General features: G+C 64.3%; 14 protein-coding genes. 5 read left to right on the top strand and 9 right to left on the bottom strand.

Annotated elements, in window-relative coordinates; genetic code table 11:
* Positions 1-54 precede the first annotated feature (54 nt).
* From AAE021_RS05665 to AAE021_RS05645, 5 genes are all read right to left on the bottom strand, one after another.
* Positions 55-693 carry a sarcosine oxidase subunit gamma gene (locus AAE021_RS05665; protein ID WP_342024644.1) on the bottom strand — a complete coding sequence of 213 codons (639 nt, stop codon included), beginning with the start codon at positions 691-693 and terminating at the stop codon, positions 55-57.
* Complete coding sequence (locus tag AAE021_RS05660) at positions 686-3,643, bottom strand: 2Fe-2S iron-sulfur cluster-binding protein (RefSeq protein WP_342024643.1); 2,958 nt, start codon at positions 3,641-3,643, stop codon at positions 686-688. The genes AAE021_RS05665 and AAE021_RS05660 overlap by 8 nt, the downstream gene beginning before the upstream one ends.
* Positions 3,640-4,077, bottom strand: coding sequence for a sarcosine oxidase subunit delta (locus AAE021_RS05655; RefSeq protein WP_342024642.1), 438 nt, complete (start codon positions 4,075-4,077; stop codon positions 3,640-3,642). Before AAE021_RS05655 ends, AAE021_RS05660 begins: the two co-directional genes overlap by 4 nt.
* Positions 4,078-4,122: 45 nt before the next feature.
* Positions 4,123-5,340, bottom strand: a complete 1,218-nt coding sequence (locus AAE021_RS05650; protein ID WP_342024641.1) for a sarcosine oxidase subunit beta family protein — start codon at positions 5,338-5,340, stop codon at positions 4,123-4,125.
* Between the two features lie 270 nt (positions 5,341-5,610).
* Positions 5,611-6,288 (bottom strand): GntR family transcriptional regulator, encoded by a 678-nt coding sequence (locus tag AAE021_RS05645; RefSeq protein WP_342024640.1) that lies wholly within the window; start codon positions 6,286-6,288, stop codon positions 5,611-5,613.
* A gap of 119 nt (positions 6,289-6,407) precedes the next feature.
* Between AAE021_RS05645 and purU the strand changes: the two genes are divergently transcribed.
* Complete coding sequence (gene purU, locus AAE021_RS05640; RefSeq protein WP_342024639.1) at positions 6,408-7,322, top strand: formyltetrahydrofolate deformylase; 915 nt, start codon at positions 6,408-6,410, stop codon at positions 7,320-7,322.
* A gap of 56 nt (positions 7,323-7,378) precedes the next feature.
* Positions 7,379-9,871 (top strand): GcvT family protein, encoded by a 2,493-nt coding sequence (locus AAE021_RS05635; RefSeq protein WP_342024638.1) that lies wholly within the window; start codon positions 7,379-7,381, stop codon positions 9,869-9,871.
* An 82-nt stretch (positions 9,872-9,953) separates the two neighbouring features.
* Here AAE021_RS05635 and AAE021_RS05630 read toward each other — a convergent pair whose 3' ends face one another.
* Positions 9,954-10,556, bottom strand: coding sequence for a GntR family transcriptional regulator (locus AAE021_RS05630; RefSeq protein ID WP_425362470.1), 603 nt, complete (start codon positions 10,554-10,556; stop codon positions 9,954-9,956).
* Positions 10,557-10,919: 363 nt separating this feature from the next.
* Between AAE021_RS05630 and AAE021_RS05625 the strand changes: the two genes are divergently transcribed.
* Positions 10,920-12,941 (top strand): BCCT family transporter, encoded by a 2,022-nt coding sequence (locus AAE021_RS05625; RefSeq protein WP_342024636.1) that lies wholly within the window; start codon positions 10,920-10,922, stop codon positions 12,939-12,941.
* A gap of 70 nt (positions 12,942-13,011) precedes the next feature.
* Here AAE021_RS05625 and AAE021_RS05620 read toward each other — a convergent pair whose 3' ends face one another.
* Positions 13,012-13,944: a LysR family transcriptional regulator gene (locus AAE021_RS05620; RefSeq protein WP_342024635.1), complete on the bottom strand. Its 933-nt coding sequence runs from the start codon at positions 13,942-13,944 to the stop codon at positions 13,012-13,014.
* 145 nt (positions 13,945-14,089) lie between these two features.
* Between AAE021_RS05620 and AAE021_RS05615 the strand changes: the two genes are divergently transcribed.
* Complete coding sequence (locus tag AAE021_RS05615) at positions 14,090-15,394, top strand: aromatic ring-hydroxylating dioxygenase subunit alpha (RefSeq protein WP_342024634.1); 1,305 nt, start codon at positions 14,090-14,092, stop codon at positions 15,392-15,394.
* Entirely contained in the window at positions 15,391-16,818 is a 1,428-nt protein-coding gene (locus AAE021_RS05610; protein WP_342024633.1) for a ferredoxin reductase, read from the top strand. Before AAE021_RS05615 ends, AAE021_RS05610 begins: the two co-directional genes overlap by 4 nt.
* 18 nt (positions 16,819-16,836) lie before the next feature.
* Here AAE021_RS05610 and uvrB read toward each other — a convergent pair whose 3' ends face one another.
* A complete protein-coding gene (gene uvrB, locus AAE021_RS05605) occupies positions 16,837-18,927 on the bottom strand; it encodes an excinuclease ABC subunit UvrB (protein WP_342024632.1) in 2,091 nt (696 codons plus the stop codon).
* Positions 18,928-18,997: 70 nt separating this feature from the next.
* A complete protein-coding gene (coaE, locus tag AAE021_RS05600) occupies positions 18,998-19,618 on the bottom strand; it encodes a dephospho-CoA kinase (RefSeq protein WP_342024631.1) in 621 nt (206 codons plus the stop codon).
* Positions 19,619-19,634 lie beyond the last annotated feature (16 nt).

Below are 19,634 nucleotides of genomic sequence, written 5' to 3'. Positions count from 1 at the left end.
GACAGCCAATCCTCCCCTGGCCGTCAGTTTGTAGGGAAAAAACTCCCACAGCCATCACGGGACCTCCGGCGAGGCATACTCGCGCATTGCATCGAGGAGCCACCGGCCCAGGAAGTCCGCAAAGGAGGCCCGGGGGAAGAGGCGGAAGCTCTCCTCCCCGGTCTTCTCGAGGATCACCGGAATGTTGCCCACCTCGGTGCTCAGGGCTGTTCCCGGGAGGAAGCTGCTCGGATGCAGATCCAGCGAGCAGCCCTTTTCCAGGACGGCGCGGGCGCGGATACCGGAGAGTTCAAACGTGGTGCGGTTCGCGGACAGGTCCACCACTTGGCCCGGAGACCCGCCAAGGGCGGCGGTGAGGGAACCGATGAGGTTGCCGCCGAGCGAGTCATGGGCCTCTTCCGGTGCCACCGCCAGAAACTCGGATGGCCCCAGCCAGAAGACATTGACGCCGTCGGCGCCGCCCACCTCACCGCAGCGGACCGGCAGGCTGCCGGCCACCGCGGCAACCCGGGCACCTTCCCCGGAGGACGGGTCCACCCGGATGCCTGCCATGGTCTGGAACGGTTGCTCACCGAGGACCACCGTCCCCTCGACGGACCCGGCTTCCAGTGCGGCGGCCAGGTGCGAGGCGGGACTGCGCCGGATGCCCCGAAGTCCGTTGTTGATGCCGTTAAGTGCTGCTGTGTTAGCCATCTTTGCGGGTCCCCTCGGGGTCAAAAAGCACGGTTTCACCGACGACGACGTCGACGAACTGGTTACCGGCGGCGGCAACCAGGGTCTCGCCGATCCGGTTGCGGCCGTTCTTGATCAGCGCAAGCGCAAAGGAGCGGCCAAGGGCGGCACTGTGATAGCTGGAAGTGACGAAACCCTGCATGGGGACGGGACCCTGTGCGGGATCGACATTAACGCCCTTTTCGACGAGCTGGGTGCCTTCCGGCAGCCGCAGGGTCCGGTCCACGGGCAGCACGCTGACCAGGTGCCTGCGGTCGGGCCGGGCGGTGTCCGCGCGGGTGTGGGAGCGTTTGCCGATGAAGTCCTTGACCTTGGACACCACCCATTCCATGCCGGCATCCTGCGGGGTAACGGTGCCGTCGGTGTCCTGACCGACAATGGGGTAGCCCTTCTCGGCCCGGAGCACGTGCATGGCCTCAGTGCCGTACGGGGTGATGTTGAATTCGGCTCCGGCCGCCGCCACGTCCTCCCAGGTGGCGAGCCCGTACCACGAGGGAACGTTGATCTCATAGGCGAGTTCACCGGAAAACGAGATCCGGCAGATCCGGGCCGGCACGCCGGAGGCAAGCGTCGTCTCCCTGAAGGTCATGAAGGGGAAGGCCTCGGGTTCGAGTCCTCCGTCAGCGGCCAGGTCGGGTGCGACCTTCGTCAGCACCGCACGGGATTTCGGTCCCACGACGGCGATGGTGGTCCACTGTTCGGTGACCGAGGTGCAGTGCACGTCGAGGTCCGGCCATTCGGTCTGCAGCCATTCCTCGAGCCAGTCGAGGATTCCCGCTGCTCCCCCGGTCGTGGTGGTCATGAAGTAGCGGTCCTCGTCGAGACGCAGGGTTACGCCGTCGTCCAGGATCATCCCGTCGGCCATGCACATGACGCCGTACCGGGCGGAGCCCGGGGCGAGCTTCTTGAAGGCGTTGGTGTAGATGCGGTTCAGGAATTCACCGGCATCCTTGCCGCGGATCTCGATCTTGCCCAGGGTGGTGGCGTCCATGAAGCCCACGGATTCCCGGACGGCGATGCACTCGCGGAGGACCGCGGCGTCCATGTCCTCACCGGGCTGGGGGTAGTACCAGGGTCGCTTCCACTGCCCGACGTCCTCGAACAGGGCCCCGTGATCCACGTGCCAGGAGTGGATGGCTGTCACCCGGGCGGGGTCGAAGAGTTCACCGCGCTGCCGGCCGGCCAAGGCGGCGAACGCCACCGGGGTGAAGGGTGCGCGGTAGGTGGTCGTGCCGATGTCGCCGATGCCGCGGGATGCTTCGCCGGCCGTCCGGAGGGCTGCGGCGATGACACCGATCGCGTTGACGCCTGAGGTCTTGCCCTGATCGTTGGCGGTGCTGATGGAGGTGTAACGCTTGATGTGCTCCACCGAGCGCATGCCGGCCCCGGTGGAGCGCAGGACGTCGGCGACGGACTGGTCGCGCTGGAAGTCGACGAAGTGGTGATGCCAGTCATCCGGAGTCCCCTCCTCACCGGGAACCAGCCACAACTGGCGGGTGGGGGCGGAGGCCGTTGGCGTGCCGGGCGGTGAGTAGCCGGCAGTGGTGCTGAACCCTGCGGCGACGGCGGCTGCAGCTCCGGCGGAAATGCCTTCGGTGAGGCAGTCGGAGAGGTCAAAGCTGCCCCGCCCGGAACCTGCGATCCACTGGTTCGGGACCGTGGTGCTCGGTACGAAAGCCGCCAGGCCGTCGTCCCAGCGGAGTTTGCCCTGCCGTTGGGAGTGCAGGTGGACCACGGGGCTCCAGCCGCCGGAAACAGCCAGGAGGTCACAGGCAATCTGCTCGGTACTGGAGGTCAGCGCGCCGTCCTCATCGATGCCGCGGACGGTCACACCCTTCAGGCGTCCTGCGCTGCCGGCCGTAGTGGTGTCAGCGGCGGTATTGGCCACGGCGCTGCCGATCAGCACCCGTGTGCCGGCTTCGACGGCGGCGGCAGCCACAGCGGTTAGGCATGAACGCGCATCCACAACGGCTGCAACTTCAATTCCGGCGGCGCGCAGGTCCCCGTCCAGGACATAGGCGCTGTCATTCGTCGTGCTGATGACCACACGCCGCCCTGCTGCCACCGCGTAGCGGTTGAGGTAGCTGCGGACGGCCGAGGCCAGCATAATGCCCGGGCGGTCGTTGTTCTCGAAGACCAGCGGGCGCTCATGCGCGCCGGGCGCCAGCACCACCTGCGCGGCACGGATGTGCCAGATACGCTGCCGGGACACCCCGGATGCGGCCGGGGAGGACAGATGATCAGTGCGGTTCTGGACCGCGATGACGTAATTCGCGTCGTAGGCACCGAACGCGGTGGTCCGGTTGAGAACAGTGGACTCGGAGCCTGAAACGAGCTCCGCTTCGACGTCCGCCACCCATTCAAGAGCCGTCATGCCTTCGATATTCTCGGCCAGTCCGGGCGCGGTCGAACCGGACAGCAGGGATCCGCCGAGCTCGGGCTGATCGTCGAGGAGCATGACCCGGGCTCCGGTGCGGACGGCTTCGCGGGCCGCGGCCAGTCCCGCCGGGCCTCCGCCGATGACCAGGACGTCGGTGTGCACGTACTTTTTGTCGTACTCGGCGCGGTCGTCCTCCGGGTCCAGCCTGCCCAGGCCGTTGAGCAGTTCCGCGTCCAAGCCGTCCACGAGAGTGACCGCGGTGGCGGGGAGCATGGACTCGGCCACATGACCGGGGAAACGCGGCTGCACCCTGACCATGGCGTTCGGTTCCTCGACTCCGGCGGCCAGGATACCGCGGGGCCGGTCCTCGTACAGCGAGGTGCCGACGGCGATGCGGCCGTTGGCGAGCAGGGCGGAGGCGAGGGTGTCCCCGGGGTGTCCCGAGAATTCCTCGCCGTCCACGGTGAAGCGCCAGGAGATGGTGCGGTCGATGCGTCCGCCGGCTGCCAGGCGCGCGTTCTGGGGAGTCATTCGGAGGCTCCTTCCGAAGCAGTGGTGCCGGCTGTGGATGCGGCAGGGGTGGTTCCGGGTACAGGGGCGCTTGCCGCGGCGATGCTCGGCGCCGCGGTGCCGGTGGTGGTGCTGTCGGCGGCGGTGCTGGCAGTGCCGGATTCGGCGGCGGCCGGGACGGATGGATCCGGCCGGGACGTACCCATGGGGTAGACGGCCTGGATGTCGTAGGTAACGGTGTCGCGGAGCATGTTGAACCACTGCCGGCAGCCGGTACTGTGCAGCCAACGTTCAGCGAAGACACCCTTCGTGTTGTCCCGGTAGAACAGGAACTCGGCCCACTCGCGCCCGTTCAGCTCATGCGGGTTTTCCGGGTAGGGCACATGGGCCTGGCCGCCGTAGTGGAACTCGATCTCGTCGCGTGAGCCGCAGTTGGGACAGGAGATGAGCAGCATGTGCGTCTTCTTTCTGGAATGCCGGGTCGACGACGACGACGGCGGCTAGTGGGCCACGGCTGCGGCGCCGTGCTCATCGATCAGGGCGCCGGTTTCGAACCGTTCAAGTGCGAAGGGTTTGTTGAGTGCGTGCGGGGCCCCGGTGGCGATGGTGTGGGCGAAGGTGAGACCGGCCGCGGGGGTTCCCTTGAACCCGCCGGTGCCCCAACCGCAGTTGACGAACATGTTCTCCACCGGAGTGGTGCCCACGATGGGTGAGGCGTCCAGGGTGGTGTCCACAATTCCGCCCCAGGTCCGCAGCACGTGTGCCCGGGCAAAGATGGGGAACAGCTCAACGGCGGCAGCCATCTGGTGTTCGATCACATGGAAGGAGCCGCGCTGGCCGTATCCGTTGTAGGAATCGACACCGGCGCCCATGACCAGCTCGCCCTTGTGCGCCTGGGAGACGTAGACGTGCACGTGGTTGGACATCACCACGGTGGGGTGGACGGGTTCGTGCAGTTCCGAGACCAGTGCCTGCAGCGGGTGGGACTGGATGGGCAGCCGGAATCCCGCCATTTCGGCAAGAACCGAGCTGTGGCCCGCGGCGCACAGCCCCACCTTTTCGGTGTGAATGGTGCCTTGGCTGGTCTTAACGCCCACCACACGGTTCCCGTCCTTCAGGAAACCGGTAACCTCGCAGTTTTGGATGATGTCAACGCCGAGTTCGTCGCATTTACGCGCGAAGGCCCACGCCACATGGTCGTGCTTCGCGATTCCGGCGCGCGGCTGGTAGGTGGCGCCCATCACCGGGTAGCGGATGTTGTCGCTGATGTTCAGGATGGGGCAGAGTTCCTTGACCTGCTGCGGGTCGATCCATTCGGCGTCCACGCCGTTGAGCTTGTTCGCTCCGACCCGGCGGATGCTCTCGCGGACATCTCCCAGGGTGTGGGCCAGGTTCATCACGCCGCGCTGGCTGAACAGGAAGTCATATTCCAGTTCCTCAGGCAGGATCTCCCACAGCTTCAGGGCTTGCTCGTACATCGCTGCGCTTTCGTCCCACAGATAGTTCGAGCGGATGATGGTGGTGTTCCGCGCCATGTTCCCGCCGGCCAGCCATCCCTTCTCCAGGACCGCGATGTTCGTCATACCGTGGTTCTTGGCCAGATAATAGGCGGTGGCCAGGCCGTGTCCGCCACCACCGACGATCACGGCATCATAGGAGGATTTCGGTTCGGGGTTGTGCCAGAGGAAGTCCGGATGCTCCGGAAGCAGATCGGCCATCACGCCCCCTCGGTCGGGCCGGAGGAGAGGTTGGGGTAAAGGACTGCGAGCGCGCGGGCCAGGACGTCGACCATCGTTTCTCCTCCGTCTGCTACCTAATATTTTATTGATATATTAGATCGGTGACTTTAGTATTCTATCGACTCCCCTGGGTGTCAACAGTATGGAAGGGCTTACTTCAAGGACCGGGAGCGCCGCGCGGCGTGCGGGTCCTGCCTGGCGCAGCGCAGACCTTCCTGACTGCGCTCCATTGCCGGCGGGCAGGTCCGGCTAAGCGGCAAAAAGGGCCTCGCGCACAGCGTGTTCGAAGCCGCTGACGTGAATCCGTGCCAGCTCCGCGGCCTTGGCTTCATCCCCGTCGATAACCGCACGAAGCAGGTCCACATGCTCATGCACATGACAGGTCAGATCGGGCAGGCGATCCAGCACCAGGCACCAGATTCGTGTCGCGAGGTTGTCGTAGCGGATCAGGATGTCTTCGAGATGGGGATTGGCGGCGGCCGCGTAGATGCCCTGATGCACGCGGGCATCCAGGCGCAGGATTTCAACAACTGAGGCCGCACCCATATCGAAAGCCTCGACAGCGCGCACAACACCCCGCAGCTGCTCCCTCACCGGCTCCGTCGCCACCCTTGCGGCCCGGGAGGCGGCAAGAGGCTCAAGCTGGAGGCGGATTTCGGAGATGAGCGCAAGATCGGTGACCTCCACCAATGTCGCGAAGGTGCCCCTCCGCGGATAGGAGACCACGAGGCGATCCAACTCCAACCGCTTCAACGCTTCACGCACCGGGGTGCGGCCGATCCCCAGGTCCTTGGCCAGGTCGTCGTCATTGATGAGGGCGCCGGGCTTGATGTCCAGCGTCAACAGCCGGTCCCTGATGCGGTCATAGGCTACGTCGGCCAGCGACCTCTTCGCCGCGGCATCCTGTGACAGCAGTTCAAAAGCCATGGTGCGGACCCCTATCACTCAAGTAAAAAGGCTATTGACCTTGATCTATGGCCAGTATACGCTGACGGTCAGTCCTGATATATCAGTTCTAGAAGCAAGAATATATCTAAGGAGTCGACATGGCCCTTGTCGCGACAGACTCGTCCACCCGCACGCAGCCGCAGCCGGAGGCACGCGTGGAACCCGAGACCCGGAAATTTGTGCTGACCCTCTCATGCGTTGAGCGCGCAGGCATAGTCCAGGCCGTCACCACCTTTCTTTTCGAGCGTGGCTTTAACATCGACGAACACCAGCAGTTTGACGACCACCTCCGCCAGACACTGCACCTTCGCTCCGCATTCTCGGGAACCTCGGCCTACAGCCCGGAGAGGCTCCAGGAAGAGTTTCGTCCGATCGCCGAGCGCTTCGACATGAAGTTCAGCTTTCATGATCAGACACAGCAGCGCCTGCTCGTCATGGTGTCCAAGTTCGGCCACTGCCTGAACGACCTGCTCTTCCGGTGGCGGGGCGGAAGCCTCGGGGGCGACATCGCCCTTGTCGTTTCCAACCATGAAACCCACCGGGCCATGGCCGAGGCAGCCGGCATCCCCTTCATCCACCTCCCGGTAACCCCTGAGACAAAGCTGGATGCCGAACGGCGCCTGCTGGAACTGGTGGACGAGCACAGCATCGACCTCGTTGTGCTGGCCCGGTACATGCAGGTACTGTCCAACGATCTTTGCCGCTCCCTTGAAGGCCGGGCCATCAATATCCACCACTCCTTCCTCCCGGGATTCAAGGGTGCACGCCCCTACCACCAGGCCTACGACCGCGGCGTCAAGCTGGTGGGCGCAACCGCCCACTACGTAACACCGGAACTGGATGAGGGGCCCATCATCGAACAGGAAGTCATCAGGGTTGACCACAGTTATGGACCGACTGCCCTGTCAACAGTTGGCCGGGACGCCGAAGCACTGGCACTCTCCCGTGCCGTGCGGTGGCACTGCGAGCACCGTGTACTGCTGGATCGAACCAGCACCGTCGTGTTCCGGTAATCAGCAACCACTAACCCAGCAAAGACCACCACACGATTATTCGCAGGAGAAGCCACATGGCATCGACGCCACGCATTGTCATTATCGGAGCTGGGATTGTCGGCACGAACCTGGCCGATGAACTGGTCGACCGGGGTTGGAACAACATCACAGTGGTGGACCAGGGGCCGCTCAACCTGCCCGGGGGCTCCACTTCGCACGCCCCGGGTCTCGTGTTCCAGACAAACCCTTCAAAAACCATGTCGGCCTTCGCCCGGTACACCGTCGAAAAGCTCCTGTCCCTGACCGAGGACGGCATCAGCTGCTTCGACCAGGTCGGCGGCCTCGAAGTCGCCACCACCGAGACCCGCCTGGCGGATCTCAAACGGAAGCTGGGATACGCCGAATCCTGGGGAATCGACGGAAGGATCCTCTCCCCCGCCGAATGCAGGGAGCTGTACCCGCTCCTGAACGAGGAGGACATCCTGGGCGGGCTCCATGTCCCCAGTGACGGCCTGGCACGTGCGGCCCGGGCCGTCCAGCTGCTGATTCGGCGCACCGAGGCTGCAGGCGTCACCTACCGGGGGAACACCGCGGTCACGGGCATTGAGCAGTCTGACCGCCGCGTGACTGGTGTCGAGACCTCCGAAGGCGTCATCCCCGCCGACATAGTGGTCTCCTGTGCAGGCTTCTGGGGCGCCAGGATCGGCGAAATGATTGGCATGATGGTTCCCCTGATCCCCCTGGCCCACCAGTACGTCAAAACCACTCCGGTGCCGGCGCTAAAGGGTCGCAACGAACTTCCCAATGGTGCTTCGCTGCCGATCCTGAGGCATCAGGACCGGGACCTCTATTACCGTGAACACGGCGACCGCTACGGCATCGGCTCTTACGCGCACCGCCCCATGCCCGTGGACCTTGCGGACCTGGGCTCTTACGACGCCGGCAGCATCAGCGACCGCAACATGCCCTCGCGGCTGGACTTCACCTTGGAGGACTTTCTCCCGTCCTGGGAGGACACCAAGCAACTGCTTCCGGCACTGGCTGAATGCGACATCGAAGATGGCTTCAACGGTATTTTCTCCTTCACCCCCGACGGCGGCGCTCTGGTGGGCGAGTCAAAGGAGCTCGACGGCTTCTTCGTGGCCGAAGCCGTTTGGGTGACCCACTCGGCGGGGATCGCCCGGGCTGTTGCCGAGCTTCTGACCACCGGCAAGTCCCAGATCGATCTGGGTGAATGTGACATCCACCGTTTTGAAGAGGTTCAGCTGACCCCCGAGTACGTGAGGGAAACGTCCCAGCAGAACTTCGTGGAAATCTATGATGTCCTGCACCCGCTCCAGCCCAAGCTGTCCCCGCGCAACCTTCGGGTCAGCCCTTTCCACGCCCGCCACAAGGCCCTGGGGGCGTATTTCCTGGAGTCCGGAGGTTGGGAGCGCCCTTACTGGTTTGAAGCCAACGCGGAACTGTTGAAGGAGATGCCTGCGCAGTGGCTGCCCCCGGCACGTGACGCATGGTCGGCGATGTTCAGCTCGCCCATCGCCGCCGCTGAAGCCTGGAAGACCCGTACCGCGGTGGCCATGTATGACATGACCCCGCTCAAGCGACTGGAAATTTCGGGCCCGGGAGCACTGAAGCTGCTGCAGGAACTCAGCACAGGCGACATGGCGAAAAAAACGGGCGCAGTCACCTACACCCTGCTGCTGGATACGGCAGGCGGCATCCGGAGTGACATCACCGTGGCAAGGCTGAGCGAGGACACCTTCCAGCTCGGAGCCAACGGAAACATCGACACCGCTTACTTTGAGCGGGCCGCACGCCACCAGACCGAAAACGGAACCGCGGACGACTGGGTGCAGGTGCGCGACACGACCGGCGGCACCTGCTGCATCGGCCTGTGGGGCCCGCTCGCCCGGGACCTGATGAGCACAGTGAGCAGCGACGACTTTTCCAATGACGGTCTTCGCTACTTCCGCGCCAAGCAGGCAGTCGTCGGCGGCGTCACCGTGACCGCACTGCGCTTGTCCTATGTGGGAGAGCTGGGCTGGGAACTGTACACGAGCGCCGACAATGGCCAGCGCCTCTGGGATGCCCTCTGGAAAGCCGGACAGCCTTTCGGCGTCATCGCCGCGGGCCGGGCTGCCTTTAGCTCTTTGCGGCTGGAAAAGGGCTACCGCTCGTGGGGCGCTGACATGACCACCGAGCACAACCCCCTGGAAGCCGGCTTGGGGTTCGCCGTGAAGATGGCCAAGGAGGACTTTGTCGGGAAGGCCGCCCTGGAAGGCCGCTCCGAGGAGAATTCCACCCGCCGCCTGCGCTGTCTCACGGTCGACGACGGCCGGAGCATCGTGCTGGGCAAGGAACCGGTGTTCTACAAGGACCAGGCCGTTGGCTACGTGACCAGTGCGGCCTACGGCTACACCGTGGGCAGGCCGATCGCCTACGCATATCTTCCCGCTGCTGTCAGCGTGGGGGACTCGGTTGAGATCGAGTACTTCGGACGCCGCTTCCCGGCCACCGTCACCGCGGATCCGCTCTACGACCCCGCGATGACCAGGCTCCGAGGCTAGCCCGCCGGCCGCGCCTAGCCCACCGGCCATGGCATCCCGCCGCCATGGAGCGGCGCCGGGTGGCGGGCGAAGCGGACCCGCGCTAGAGCACAGCCCTGATGAGGTTCTCGAAATCGGTGATGTGCCGCGTGGTCAGCCGTGCAGCGGCTTCGGAATCTCCATCCGCGATGCGTTCGAGCAGTTCAACATGCTGGGCAATATGCTCGGAGACCGGCGGGAGCTTTTCAATCACCAGGCTCCAAATCCTTGTTGCCAGGTTGTCGTATCGAACCAGGATGTCCTCCAGGTGCCTGCTTCCGGTGGCCCGGTAGATCATCCGGTGAACCCGCATGTCCAGACGCATGAGATCCCGTTGCGACGTCATCCCGGGCAGCAGCTGTCCCACTTCACGCGCAAAGTCCCGAAGTTCCTCCCGAAGCTGCGGGGACGCAAACCGCGCAGCCCGTGCGGCTGCGGCCGGTTCCAAAAGCTGCCGGATCTCGGAGATCTCAGCCAAATCCTTGATGTCCACGCCGGCGGCGAACGTTCCCCGCCGGGGGTAAGCCACCACCAAATGGTCATTCTCCAGCCGCTTCATAGCTTCGCGGATTGGCGTCCTGCCAACGCCGAGCCGACGGGAAATCACATCATCGTTGAGGGGTTCGCCCGGTTTAATGTCCAGGACGATCAATTCGTCGCACAACATCCGGTACGCGTAGTCAGCGAAGGATTCGCCGTCCTGCCTCGGCGGAACCACCGGCGCTTCCGTCTCCGCCGGTGATTGGCCTGCCTGCGCCATGTCCACGATTCCTCCCTCTGTTCTCCACGCCGTAACACGCAGTCCTTGACATTTTTGTCATTAGGCATTGATATATCAGTTACACAGCTGGTAACACACCATATCAGTCCTGAATTCCCTCACCCCACAAGGGGGCACCTCGAAGTTCACATCGCCAACGGCAAACATCATGACTGTCAACCGGACAGGCCCCGGACCTTCCGGATGGCGACTCCCGGCGGCCATGCATCTAACCGCAGGCTCCTGCCTTACCGAGCAAAGGATCCGCTCATGGCTTCCAACAGTGACCAGAAATCCCACACGCCCGAGGACCTGCCTGCCGATGACGGGGTGGCTGGCGGCTTACTTCACGACGAACCCCGGAACGGGGGCAAGAGCACGGCAGTCACTACTGTCCCCGGTGACGCAGACGGAACCTCCGCTGTCCCCGATCCGGAGGACGGAGAGGAACTCCTCATCCCGGACGTCGAGTACGAACAGATCCTCGAAGACCTCCGTCACGCCAAGACGGAGCAGACAGCCGCAAATCGACGCAATCACAAGCTGTCCCTCGACAAGATTACCTTCGGGATCACCGGAGCCATCGCCATTGCCTTTGTTATCTGGGGTTTTGCAGGGCGCGACAGTCTGTCCCTGTCCTCCACCGGCGCCCTCAACTGGGTGATGGAGTACACCGGCTGGCTCTTCATGCTGATGGCATCACTTTTCGTGATCTTCGTCCTGTGGCTGGCCCTGGGCAAGTTCGGCAACATCCCGCTGGGCAAGGACGGCGAGAGGCCCGAATTCCGAACCGTCTCCTGGGTTGCGATGATGTTCGCCGCCGGCATGGGCATCGGGCTCATGTTCTACGGCGTGGCCGAACCGCTTTATCACTACGTCTCTCCCCCGCCCGGAACGGTGGACGGTAGTACGCCCGAAGCAATCCAGACGGCCATGGCAACGTCGATCTTCCACTGGACCCTGCATCCGTGGGCCATGTACGCCGTCGTGGGGATCGCCATGGCCTACGGCACCTACCGCCTGGGACGCCGGCAACTGATCTCCGTCGCCTTCACCTCACTTTTCGGCGTCCGGAGGGTGGAAGGGCCATTGGGAAAGTTCATCAACATCCTGGCCATTTTCGCCACCCTGTTTGGCACCGCTGCATCATTGGGCCTGGGCGCCCTGCAAATCGGCAGCGGCATGACCTCCAACGGCTGGTTCGGCCAAGTCGGCACGCCGGTGCTCGTGGCAATCGTGGGCGTCCTGACCTTGTGCTTCGTCGCATCGGCCGTCTCCGGCATTAGCCGCGGCATCCAGTGGCTCTCCAACATCAATATGGTCCTGGCCGCCATCCTTGCGCTGGTGGTCTTCGTCGTCGGCCCCACCCTTTTCATCCTCAACCTGATCCCCTCCGCGGTGGGAGACTACGCGCGCGACCTGGCCGAAATGTCGACCCGGACCGAAGCGGTCGGCGATGAGTCACTGCGCAGCTGGATGACCAGCTGGACAATTTTCTACTGGGCCTGGTGGCTGTCCTGGACGCCTTTCGTAGGCCTCTTCATTGCCCGCATCAGCCGCGGCCGCACCATCCGTCAGTTCGTAACCGGCGTGCTGCTGGTACCCAGCGTGGTCAGCGTGATCTGGTTCTGCATCTTTGGAGGGACAGCCTTCCACATCCAGCAGGAAGCCGAAGGGGCCAACTCCCCCGGGCTGGTCACCATGGTCGACGGAACTCCGTCCGTGAACTTCGACGGAGCGCTTTTTGACTTGATCAAGAACCTGAGCATGCCTGACTGGGCTGTTAGCGCCGTTATTGTGCTGGCCATGGTCCTCGTCGCCATCTTCTTCATCACCGGCGCGGACGCCGCCTCCATTGTGATGGGGTCGCTCAGCTCCAACGGTGCGGAGCACCCCCGCCGCGGCGTGGTCATCTTCTGGGGCTGCCTTACCGGCGCCGTGGCGGCGGTCATGCTGCTGGCCGGCGGAAATGAACCATCGGAAGCCCTGGCGGGCCTGCAGCGCATCACCATCGTGGCAGCGCTGCCGTTCATGATCGTCATGCTGCTGCTCTGCTTTGCGCTCACCAAGGACCTGCGGCGCGATCCGCTTTCCCTGCGGCGCCGCCTGGCCACATCCGTCGTCGAGCGGGCCATACGCTCTGGCGTGGAACAGCACGGCGGCGCGCAGTTCGACCTCGTCACAAAGCACGAATGCGCCGAGAAGTGCTCTGACTCGGACTGCCCGGGACGGACTCCCACGGGCAGCATCCCAGCCACCCAGCCCCGGCATCGGCATCCGGGCGGTCAATAGCCGTCCGATTGCAGCAGCCCGCCGCAGCGGCACCCGGCTTCCCCGGGTGCCGCTGAAGCGGGCTGCTTGATCAGAGACTGTCTTGGGGCCGGGTGGTGAGGATGCAATCCGCGCTGGACTGCAGGATCCCGAGCGACTCCTGTATCAGGGGAGACGTGATGCTGCCCGTGCGCACCGCGGCGACTATGCGCCGTGAAGGCTTCCCGCGGCCGGTAATGTGCAGCCGAACCACGTTTTCACCGTGATGCAGGGGCGCCAGCCTCGGCAGCAGGCCCACACCCAACCCCGCACTGACAAAGGCGATCTGGGTCTCCCATTCAACGGCCTCATGGGCAATCCGCGGCGTCACCCCGACTGCCGTGAAGGCTGCCGTGAAGAGGGAATGGTAGGCGGAACCGGCGGCGTCAGTGATCCACGGTTCCGACGCCAGTTCTTCAAGCGTCACGGCTTCCCGCGCTGCCAGCGGGTGGTCGGAGGAAATGATCACGTCCAGAGGATCGTCGAGCAGAACAATCTGCTCGAAGCGCGGATCGTCCTCAACATAGCTGTGGGACTGCATGGCCACGATGACTGCGAGATCGATTCGCTCGGCAACCAGCAAATCGAAGCAGCGGGCCGGGTTGGCCTCGAGTACCTGCACCTCCAGCAAGGGGTGTGTTGAGCGCAGAGTGGCGGCCAGCGGAGCGAGCAGCCGGGCCGCCGCGGTGGAGAAACCGCCAAGGCCGAAACGCGTCTGCACCTGGCCGCCGGCCGCCAGGGCCGAGGCGCGCAGGCTCTCCCATTCCGCAATGAGCCGGTCCGAGCCCTCTACAAGAAACCGGCCCGTGGAGGTCAGCCGCACGCCCCGGCCGTCCTTCGTCAACAGCTGCATTCCGAGCACGCGTTGGAGCTCCCGCAGTTGCGCCGAGACGGCGGAGGGAGAATAACCCGTGAGCTCCGCGGTGGTGCCAACGGTGCCGCAACCGGCAAACACCCGGAGTGTGATGAGCCGAGGATCGATCATGCACCCATTGTGCATTGATATCTCCAAGATGTTGCGCTTTATCTGCAGATGACCCGTCTCTAGTCTCGGACTACAACGTTTCGATAACCGACTGCCCCGGGTCTCCCCTCAGCGCACCCTGATCAGCTCTTCCGGGAGGAAACACATGTCCGCTCCAGTGAACACACCCCTCAACGCACGAGGAAAGCCCGCCTCATCGCTGCGTGCCGATCAGTTGGCCGAAATCACCGGTTTATTCGAATTCCGGCGCTCGGGATACTCCCTCGACGCACCCTTCTACACCGACCCGACGGTCTTCACCATCGACATGCAGGCCATTTTCGGCCAACACTGGATCTTTGCCGCGAGCGTCGCCGAGCTCCCTGAGCCGGGCGACTACGTCACGGTCAACTACGGGCCCTACTCCCTGATCGTGCTGCACAACGACGACGGCGGCGTGAACGTGCTGCACAACGTGTGCCGCCACCGCGGCGCACGTGTCCTGACCGAACCGGCGGGTACCACGGGAAACCTGGTCTGCGGCTACCACTCCTGGACCTACTCCCCCGACGGCAATTTGATCCATGCTTCGGCGCCCGGGGAAACAGAGTTCGACAAGGGCTGTTTTGGCCTCAAGCGCGCCCACAGCCGCATAGTCGCTGGACTGATCTTCATCTGCATTGCGGACGAACCGCCGACGGATTTCGACGAAACCGGAGAAATCTTCGAGCCCTACCTCGCGCCCCATGACCTGTCGAAGACGAAAATCGCTTACCAGCAGAACATCATCGAAGAGGGCAACTGGAAGCTCGTCATGGAGAACAACCGTGAGTGCTACCACTGCGACGGCCACCCGGAACTCGCCTGTTCCCTCTTTCCCACCTGGGGACTGACGGAGGGCCTGGTCCCGCACCATCTCGAGGAGGTGTGGGACCGCAACAAGGAGGCACAGTCACTGCTCGAGGACCGTTGCCGCCGTTACGGCCTTCCCTACGAAGTTGTCGAGGAGCTTGACACCCGAGTGGCGGGCATCCGCATCTCCCGGGAATCACTCGACGGTGACGGCGAATCGTTCTCCCCTGACGGGCGCCGGCTGTCCAAGAAGCTGCTCGGCGACTTGCGGGACTTCCGGCTTGGCCGCTGCTCGATGCACCTGCAGCCCAACAGCTGGTTCCATTTCCTCGGGGACCACGTCATCACGTTCGCCGTTTTTCCCGTCAATGAACACCAGACGCTGGTGCGCACCACCTGGCTGGTGGCCGACGACGCCGAGGACGGCGTCGACTACGACGTAGAGAAACTCACGCACACCTGGAAGCAGACCAATCTGCAGGACAAAGCGTTCGTGGAGCTGTGCCAGAAGGGCGCCGGCAGCCCCGCCTACGAACCGGGCCCCTACATGAAAAGCGAATACCAGGTTGAGGCGTTCATTAACTGGTACGTGCAGCGTGTGCAGGAGCACTTGGCATGATTGAACTCGGCACCGTCGCGGCAGTCCAGGAGTCACAGCGCATCCGCGGTCTTGAGATGCCGTGGAACCGGGTGATGGGCAGCACGGGGGGTGCCGCCGGTGCCGCCCGCGCTTTGGGTCCCTGGCATCCGCAGGAGTTCATGGCTGAATGCGTCGAGGTGGTTCCCGAGGTGGGCGGCATGATGACGTTCGTGTTCCGCCGCTGCGACGGCGCGCCTCTGGCGTTCCGGTCCGGCCAGTACGTGAACGTCGCCTTTCCAGTGACCGGTGAAGGCCAGGAGGCCGTGGACCGCAGCTACTCGCTGTCCAGTTCGCCCACCAAACCGTGGACCTTCGATATCACCGTCAAACGTGATCCTCAGGGGCTGGTCTCGCCGTGGGTGCACGAAAACGTCAAACCCGGTACCGTCCTTGAAATGCTCGGACCGGTCGGAGCATTCCACCTGCCCGACGCCGACCGGAGGGCCCGGTACCTCCTGCTGGCCGCAGGCGCGGGCATTACCCCCATCATGTCGATGGTGCGGACCATCCATTCCCTGCCCGGGCAGTCCGACGTCATCGTGCTCTACCACGGAGCGGCGGCCGGAGGTTTTGCCTTTCATCTGGAGTTGACCTACATCGCCTCCGTGGACTCGCGCATCAAGGTCTTTTACTCCCTGGGAGACCGCAGCCAACCCGAGGGGTGGGAATGGCTCACCGGAAGACTCACGGCGGCCATGCTGGATGAGGTGGCCCCCGATGCCAACGGCCGCCAGGTGTACGCCTGCGGCCCCGAGAGCTATCTGAACACCGCCGCCGAACTCCTCGGAAAGGTCGGCGTCGATGACACCTCAATCCACATGGAGTTTTTCTCCGGAGACCGCCAGACGAGGCTGGAGTACCGGTCGGAGCTCGCATTCGCCGTGGACATCGCGGAGGGAATCACCAAGGAAATTGCCGGTTCCGCTGAGGACTACTACGAACGCCAACCCGCCGCCTTTGGGTTGTACGAGCCCGGCCACGACGCCGGGGGGACCCGAAAGTCCACAGGGCTGCCGCTGGAAACCGCCGATCCGGGCGGGCCTCCTGCCAAAGCCGCCGCAGGCAGCACGGACGCGGGGACGGACGCGGGGACGGAGGAAGGGACCCCCGATGCCTCGAGCTTCGACACCGTGGGAACGGGAAGCCTCACCCTGTCCTTCATGCGCACCGGCATCAACGTGCGCATCGACCCCGCCGAGCACATCCTGGGAGTGGCCCAGCGTGCCGGCGTGAGGATCGGCGCCAACTGCAAGGAGGGAATGTGCGGCTCCTGCAAGGTCGTCAAGCTGTCCGGGGACGTCGAGATGAACCACCAGGGCGGCATCCGGTCACGGGAAATCGATGCCGGCAAGTTTCTGCCCTGCTGCTCCACCGCGCGTACAGATCTGGTAATCGACGCCTAGGCTCCCCGCCGGAGATTCTTAGGCGTGCCCGGCGTTCTGCATTTGCCGCAGTTCCTTCTTCAGGTCCCCCACCTCGTCGCGCAGCCGGGCGGCCAGCTCGAACTGCAGCTCCGCAGCCGCCGCGTGCATCTGCTCGGTCATGGACGCAATCAGCCCGGCCAAATCCTCTGCGGGAGCAGCGGCCAGGCCGTCCTTGCGGATCCCGCCCTTGCCCTTTCCGGTGGTCTTGCGGTTCTTCTTTTCCGCGGCTTCGGCCAGCAGCGCCTTGGTGTCCGCGTCTTCCCGGGCCAGGGAATCGGTGATGTCGGCGATCTTCTTGCGCAGCGGCTGCGGATCCACGCCGTGCTTCTTGTTGTACGCGATTTGGATGTCGCGGCGGCGGTTGGTTTCGTCAATGGCTTTCGCCATCGAGTCGGTGATCCGGTCCGCGTACATGTGCACCTCGCCGGAGACGTTGCGGGCGGCACGGCCGATGGTCTGGATCAGCGAGGTGGAGGAGCGCAGGAAGCCCTCCTTGTCGGCGTCGAGGATCGACACCAGCGACACCTCGGGAAGGTCCAGGCCCTCACGGAGCAGGTTGATGCCCACCAGCACGTCGAAGGTGCCCATCCGCAGCTCGCGCAGCAGCTCCACGCGGCGCAGGGTGTCAACGTCGGAGTGCAGGTACTCCACCTTGACGCCGTGCTCCAGCAGGTAGCCGGTGAGGTCCTCGGCCATCCGCTTGGTCAGCGTTGTCACCAGGACGCGTTCGTTGCGCTCGGTGCGGGTCCGGATCTCGCCCAGCAGGTCATCGATCTGACCCTTGGACGGCTTGACGATCACCTGCGGATCCACCAGCCCGGTGGGACGGATGATCTGCTCCACGTAGCCATCGGATTTGGACAGCTCGTACTTTCCGGGCGTGGCGGACATGTAGATGGTCTGCCCAATCCGCTCCAGGAACTCGTCCCATTTCAGCGGCCGGTTGTCCATGGCCGAGGGCAGCCGGAAGCCGTGGTCCACGAGGGTGCGCTTGCGGGACATGTCGCCTTCATACATGGCGCCGATCTGCGGAATGGTGACGTGGGATTCATCCACCACCAGCAGGAAATCATCGGGGAAGTAATCCAGCAGGCAGTGCGGCGCGGTGCCGGGACCGCGGCCGTCGATGTGCCGGGAGTAGTTCTCGATGCCGTTGCAGAAGCCCATCTGCTGCATCATTTCCAGGTCATAGGTGGTGCGCATCCGCAGCCGCTGCGCCTCCACCAGCTTGTTCTGGGATTCCAGCTCGGCCAGGCGCACCTGCAGTTCATCTTCGATATTGCGGATGGCCCGCTGCATCCGGTCCTCGCCCGCCACATAGTGGGAAGCCGGGAAGACGTACATTTCCTCTTCCTCGCGGATGACATCGCCGGTCAGCGGGTGCAGGGTGTAGATGTTCTCGATCTCGTCGCCGAAGAACTCGATCCGCAGCGCGTTTTCCTCATACATCGGGATGATCTCCACGGTGTCACCCCGGACCCGGAAGGTCCCGCGGTGGAAGTCCATGTCGTTGCGGGCGTACTGCATCCCCACGAACCGGCGCAGCAGGTCATCGCGGTTCATCTGCTGCCCCCGGCGCAGGGTCACCATTTGCTCGATGTACTCTTCCGGGGTGCCCAGGCCGTAGATGCAGGACACGGTTGCCACCACAATGACGTCGCGCCGGGTCAGCAGGGCGTTGGTCGCGGAGTGCCGCAGCCGTTCCACTTCCTCATTGATCGAGGAGTCCTTCTCAATGAAGGTATCCGTCTGCGGTACGTAGGCCTCGGGCTGGTAGTAGTCGTAGTACGAGACAAAGTACTCGACCGCATTGTTGGGCAGCAGCTCGCGGAACTCGTTGGCCAGCTGGGCGGCCAGCGTCTTGTTCTGCACCATCACCAGCGTGGGCCGCTGGACCTGCTCCACCAGCCATGCCGCCGTCGCACTCTTACCGGTACCCGTGGCACCGAGGAGGACCACGTCCTTTTCGCCGGCCTTGATGCGTTCGGCGAGTTCCTTAATGGCGGTGGGCTGATCGCCGGCGGGCGAGTAATCGCTGATGACTTCGAAGGGGGCGACAACTCTTTTGATGTCCTGCGCAAGACTCATGCTTAAACGCTACTCCGCACTGCGGACAGGACGGGTCCGCAGTGCTCCCGGTTAGCTGAGGGCTGAACACTCATTCCCGGGCCGCCAGCATGTTCTCGTTCAGCGGGGCGAGGCGGCGCCGCCACAGGTCCCGGACCGCCTCGACCAGCTCCGCAGCCGTGCCGTCGTTAACGAGGACGACGTCGGCGGCCGCAGCCCGCTCCGCCGCACCGGCCTGCGCGGCAATGCGGGCACGCGCAGCCTCCTCGCTCATCCCGCGGTCCGCGGCCATCCGGCGGATCCGTTCCTCCTCGGGCGCGTCAATGACCAGGACAAAGTCGAAATTACGGTGCTGACCGGTCTCCACCAGCAGCGGAATGTCATGGACCACGATCGCTTCCGGTGCCGCGCCCTCCTCGAGCTCCGCAGCCCGTGCCCGGACCCGGGGATGGACAATCCCGTTCAGGACCTTCCGCCTGTCCTCATCGGAGAACACGACGGTGGCCAGCGCCGGCCGGTCCAGCCGCCCCTCGGCGTCGAGCATGCCGGGGCCAAAGGCGTCGACGACGGCGGCAAGGCCGTCAGTGCCCGGCTCCACCACTTCCCGGGCCAGGGCGTCGGCGTCGATGACCAGCGCCCCCAGCTCCTGCAGGGTCCGTGCGGCCAACGATTTACCCGCGGCAATTCCACCGGTCAGTCCAACTCTCAGCATGCGCCCAAGGCTACCG

Source organism: Arthrobacter citreus (assembly GCF_038405225.1).
Classification (GTDB): domain Bacteria; phylum Actinomycetota; class Actinomycetes; order Actinomycetales; family Micrococcaceae; genus Arthrobacter_B; species Arthrobacter_B citreus_A.
Note: the sequence above shows the minus strand (reverse complement) of the source record. Positions and strands in the feature narration are given on the sequence as shown.

What these genes read in the sequence shown, in the direction of transcription:
- AAE021_RS05665 (WP_342024644.1), bottom strand. Translation starts at nt 693, where the DNA reads ATGGCTAACACAGCAGCACTTAACGGCATCAACAACGGACTTCGGGGC.
- AAE021_RS05660 (WP_342024643.1), bottom strand. Translation starts at nt 3,643, where the DNA reads ATGACTCCCCAGAACGCGCGCCTGGCAGCCGGCGGACGCATCGACCGC.
- AAE021_RS05655 (WP_342024642.1), bottom strand. Translation starts at nt 4,077, where the DNA reads ATGCTGCTCATCTCCTGTCCCAACTGCGGCTCACGCGACGAGATCGAG.
- AAE021_RS05650 (WP_342024641.1), bottom strand. Translation starts at nt 5,340, where the DNA reads ATGGCCGATCTGCTTCCGGAGCATCCGGACTTCCTCTGGCACAACCCC.
- AAE021_RS05645 (WP_342024640.1), bottom strand. Translation starts at nt 6,288, where the DNA reads ATGGCTTTTGAACTGCTGTCACAGGATGCCGCGGCGAAGAGGTCGCTG.
- purU (WP_342024639.1), top strand. Translation starts at nt 6,408, where the DNA reads ATGGCCCTTGTCGCGACAGACTCGTCCACCCGCACGCAGCCGCAGCCG.
- AAE021_RS05635 (WP_342024638.1), top strand. Translation starts at nt 7,379, where the DNA reads ATGGCATCGACGCCACGCATTGTCATTATCGGAGCTGGGATTGTCGGC.
- AAE021_RS05630 (WP_425362470.1), bottom strand. Translation starts at nt 10,556, where the DNA reads ATGTTGTGCGACGAATTGATCGTCCTGGACATTAAACCGGGCGAACCC.
- AAE021_RS05625 (WP_342024636.1), top strand. Translation starts at nt 10,920, where the DNA reads ATGGCTTCCAACAGTGACCAGAAATCCCACACGCCCGAGGACCTGCCT.
- AAE021_RS05620 (WP_342024635.1), bottom strand. Translation starts at nt 13,944, where the DNA reads ATGATCGATCCTCGGCTCATCACACTCCGGGTGTTTGCCGGTTGCGGC.
- AAE021_RS05615 (WP_342024634.1), top strand. Translation starts at nt 14,090, where the DNA reads ATGTCCGCTCCAGTGAACACACCCCTCAACGCACGAGGAAAGCCCGCC.
- AAE021_RS05610 (WP_342024633.1), top strand. Translation starts at nt 15,391, where the DNA reads ATGATTGAACTCGGCACCGTCGCGGCAGTCCAGGAGTCACAGCGCATC.
- uvrB (WP_342024632.1), bottom strand. Translation starts at nt 18,927, where the DNA reads ATGAGTCTTGCGCAGGACATCAAAAGAGTTGTCGCCCCCTTCGAAGTC.
- coaE (WP_342024631.1), bottom strand. Translation starts at nt 19,618, where the DNA reads ATGCTGAGAGTTGGACTGACCGGTGGAATTGCCGCGGGTAAATCGTTG.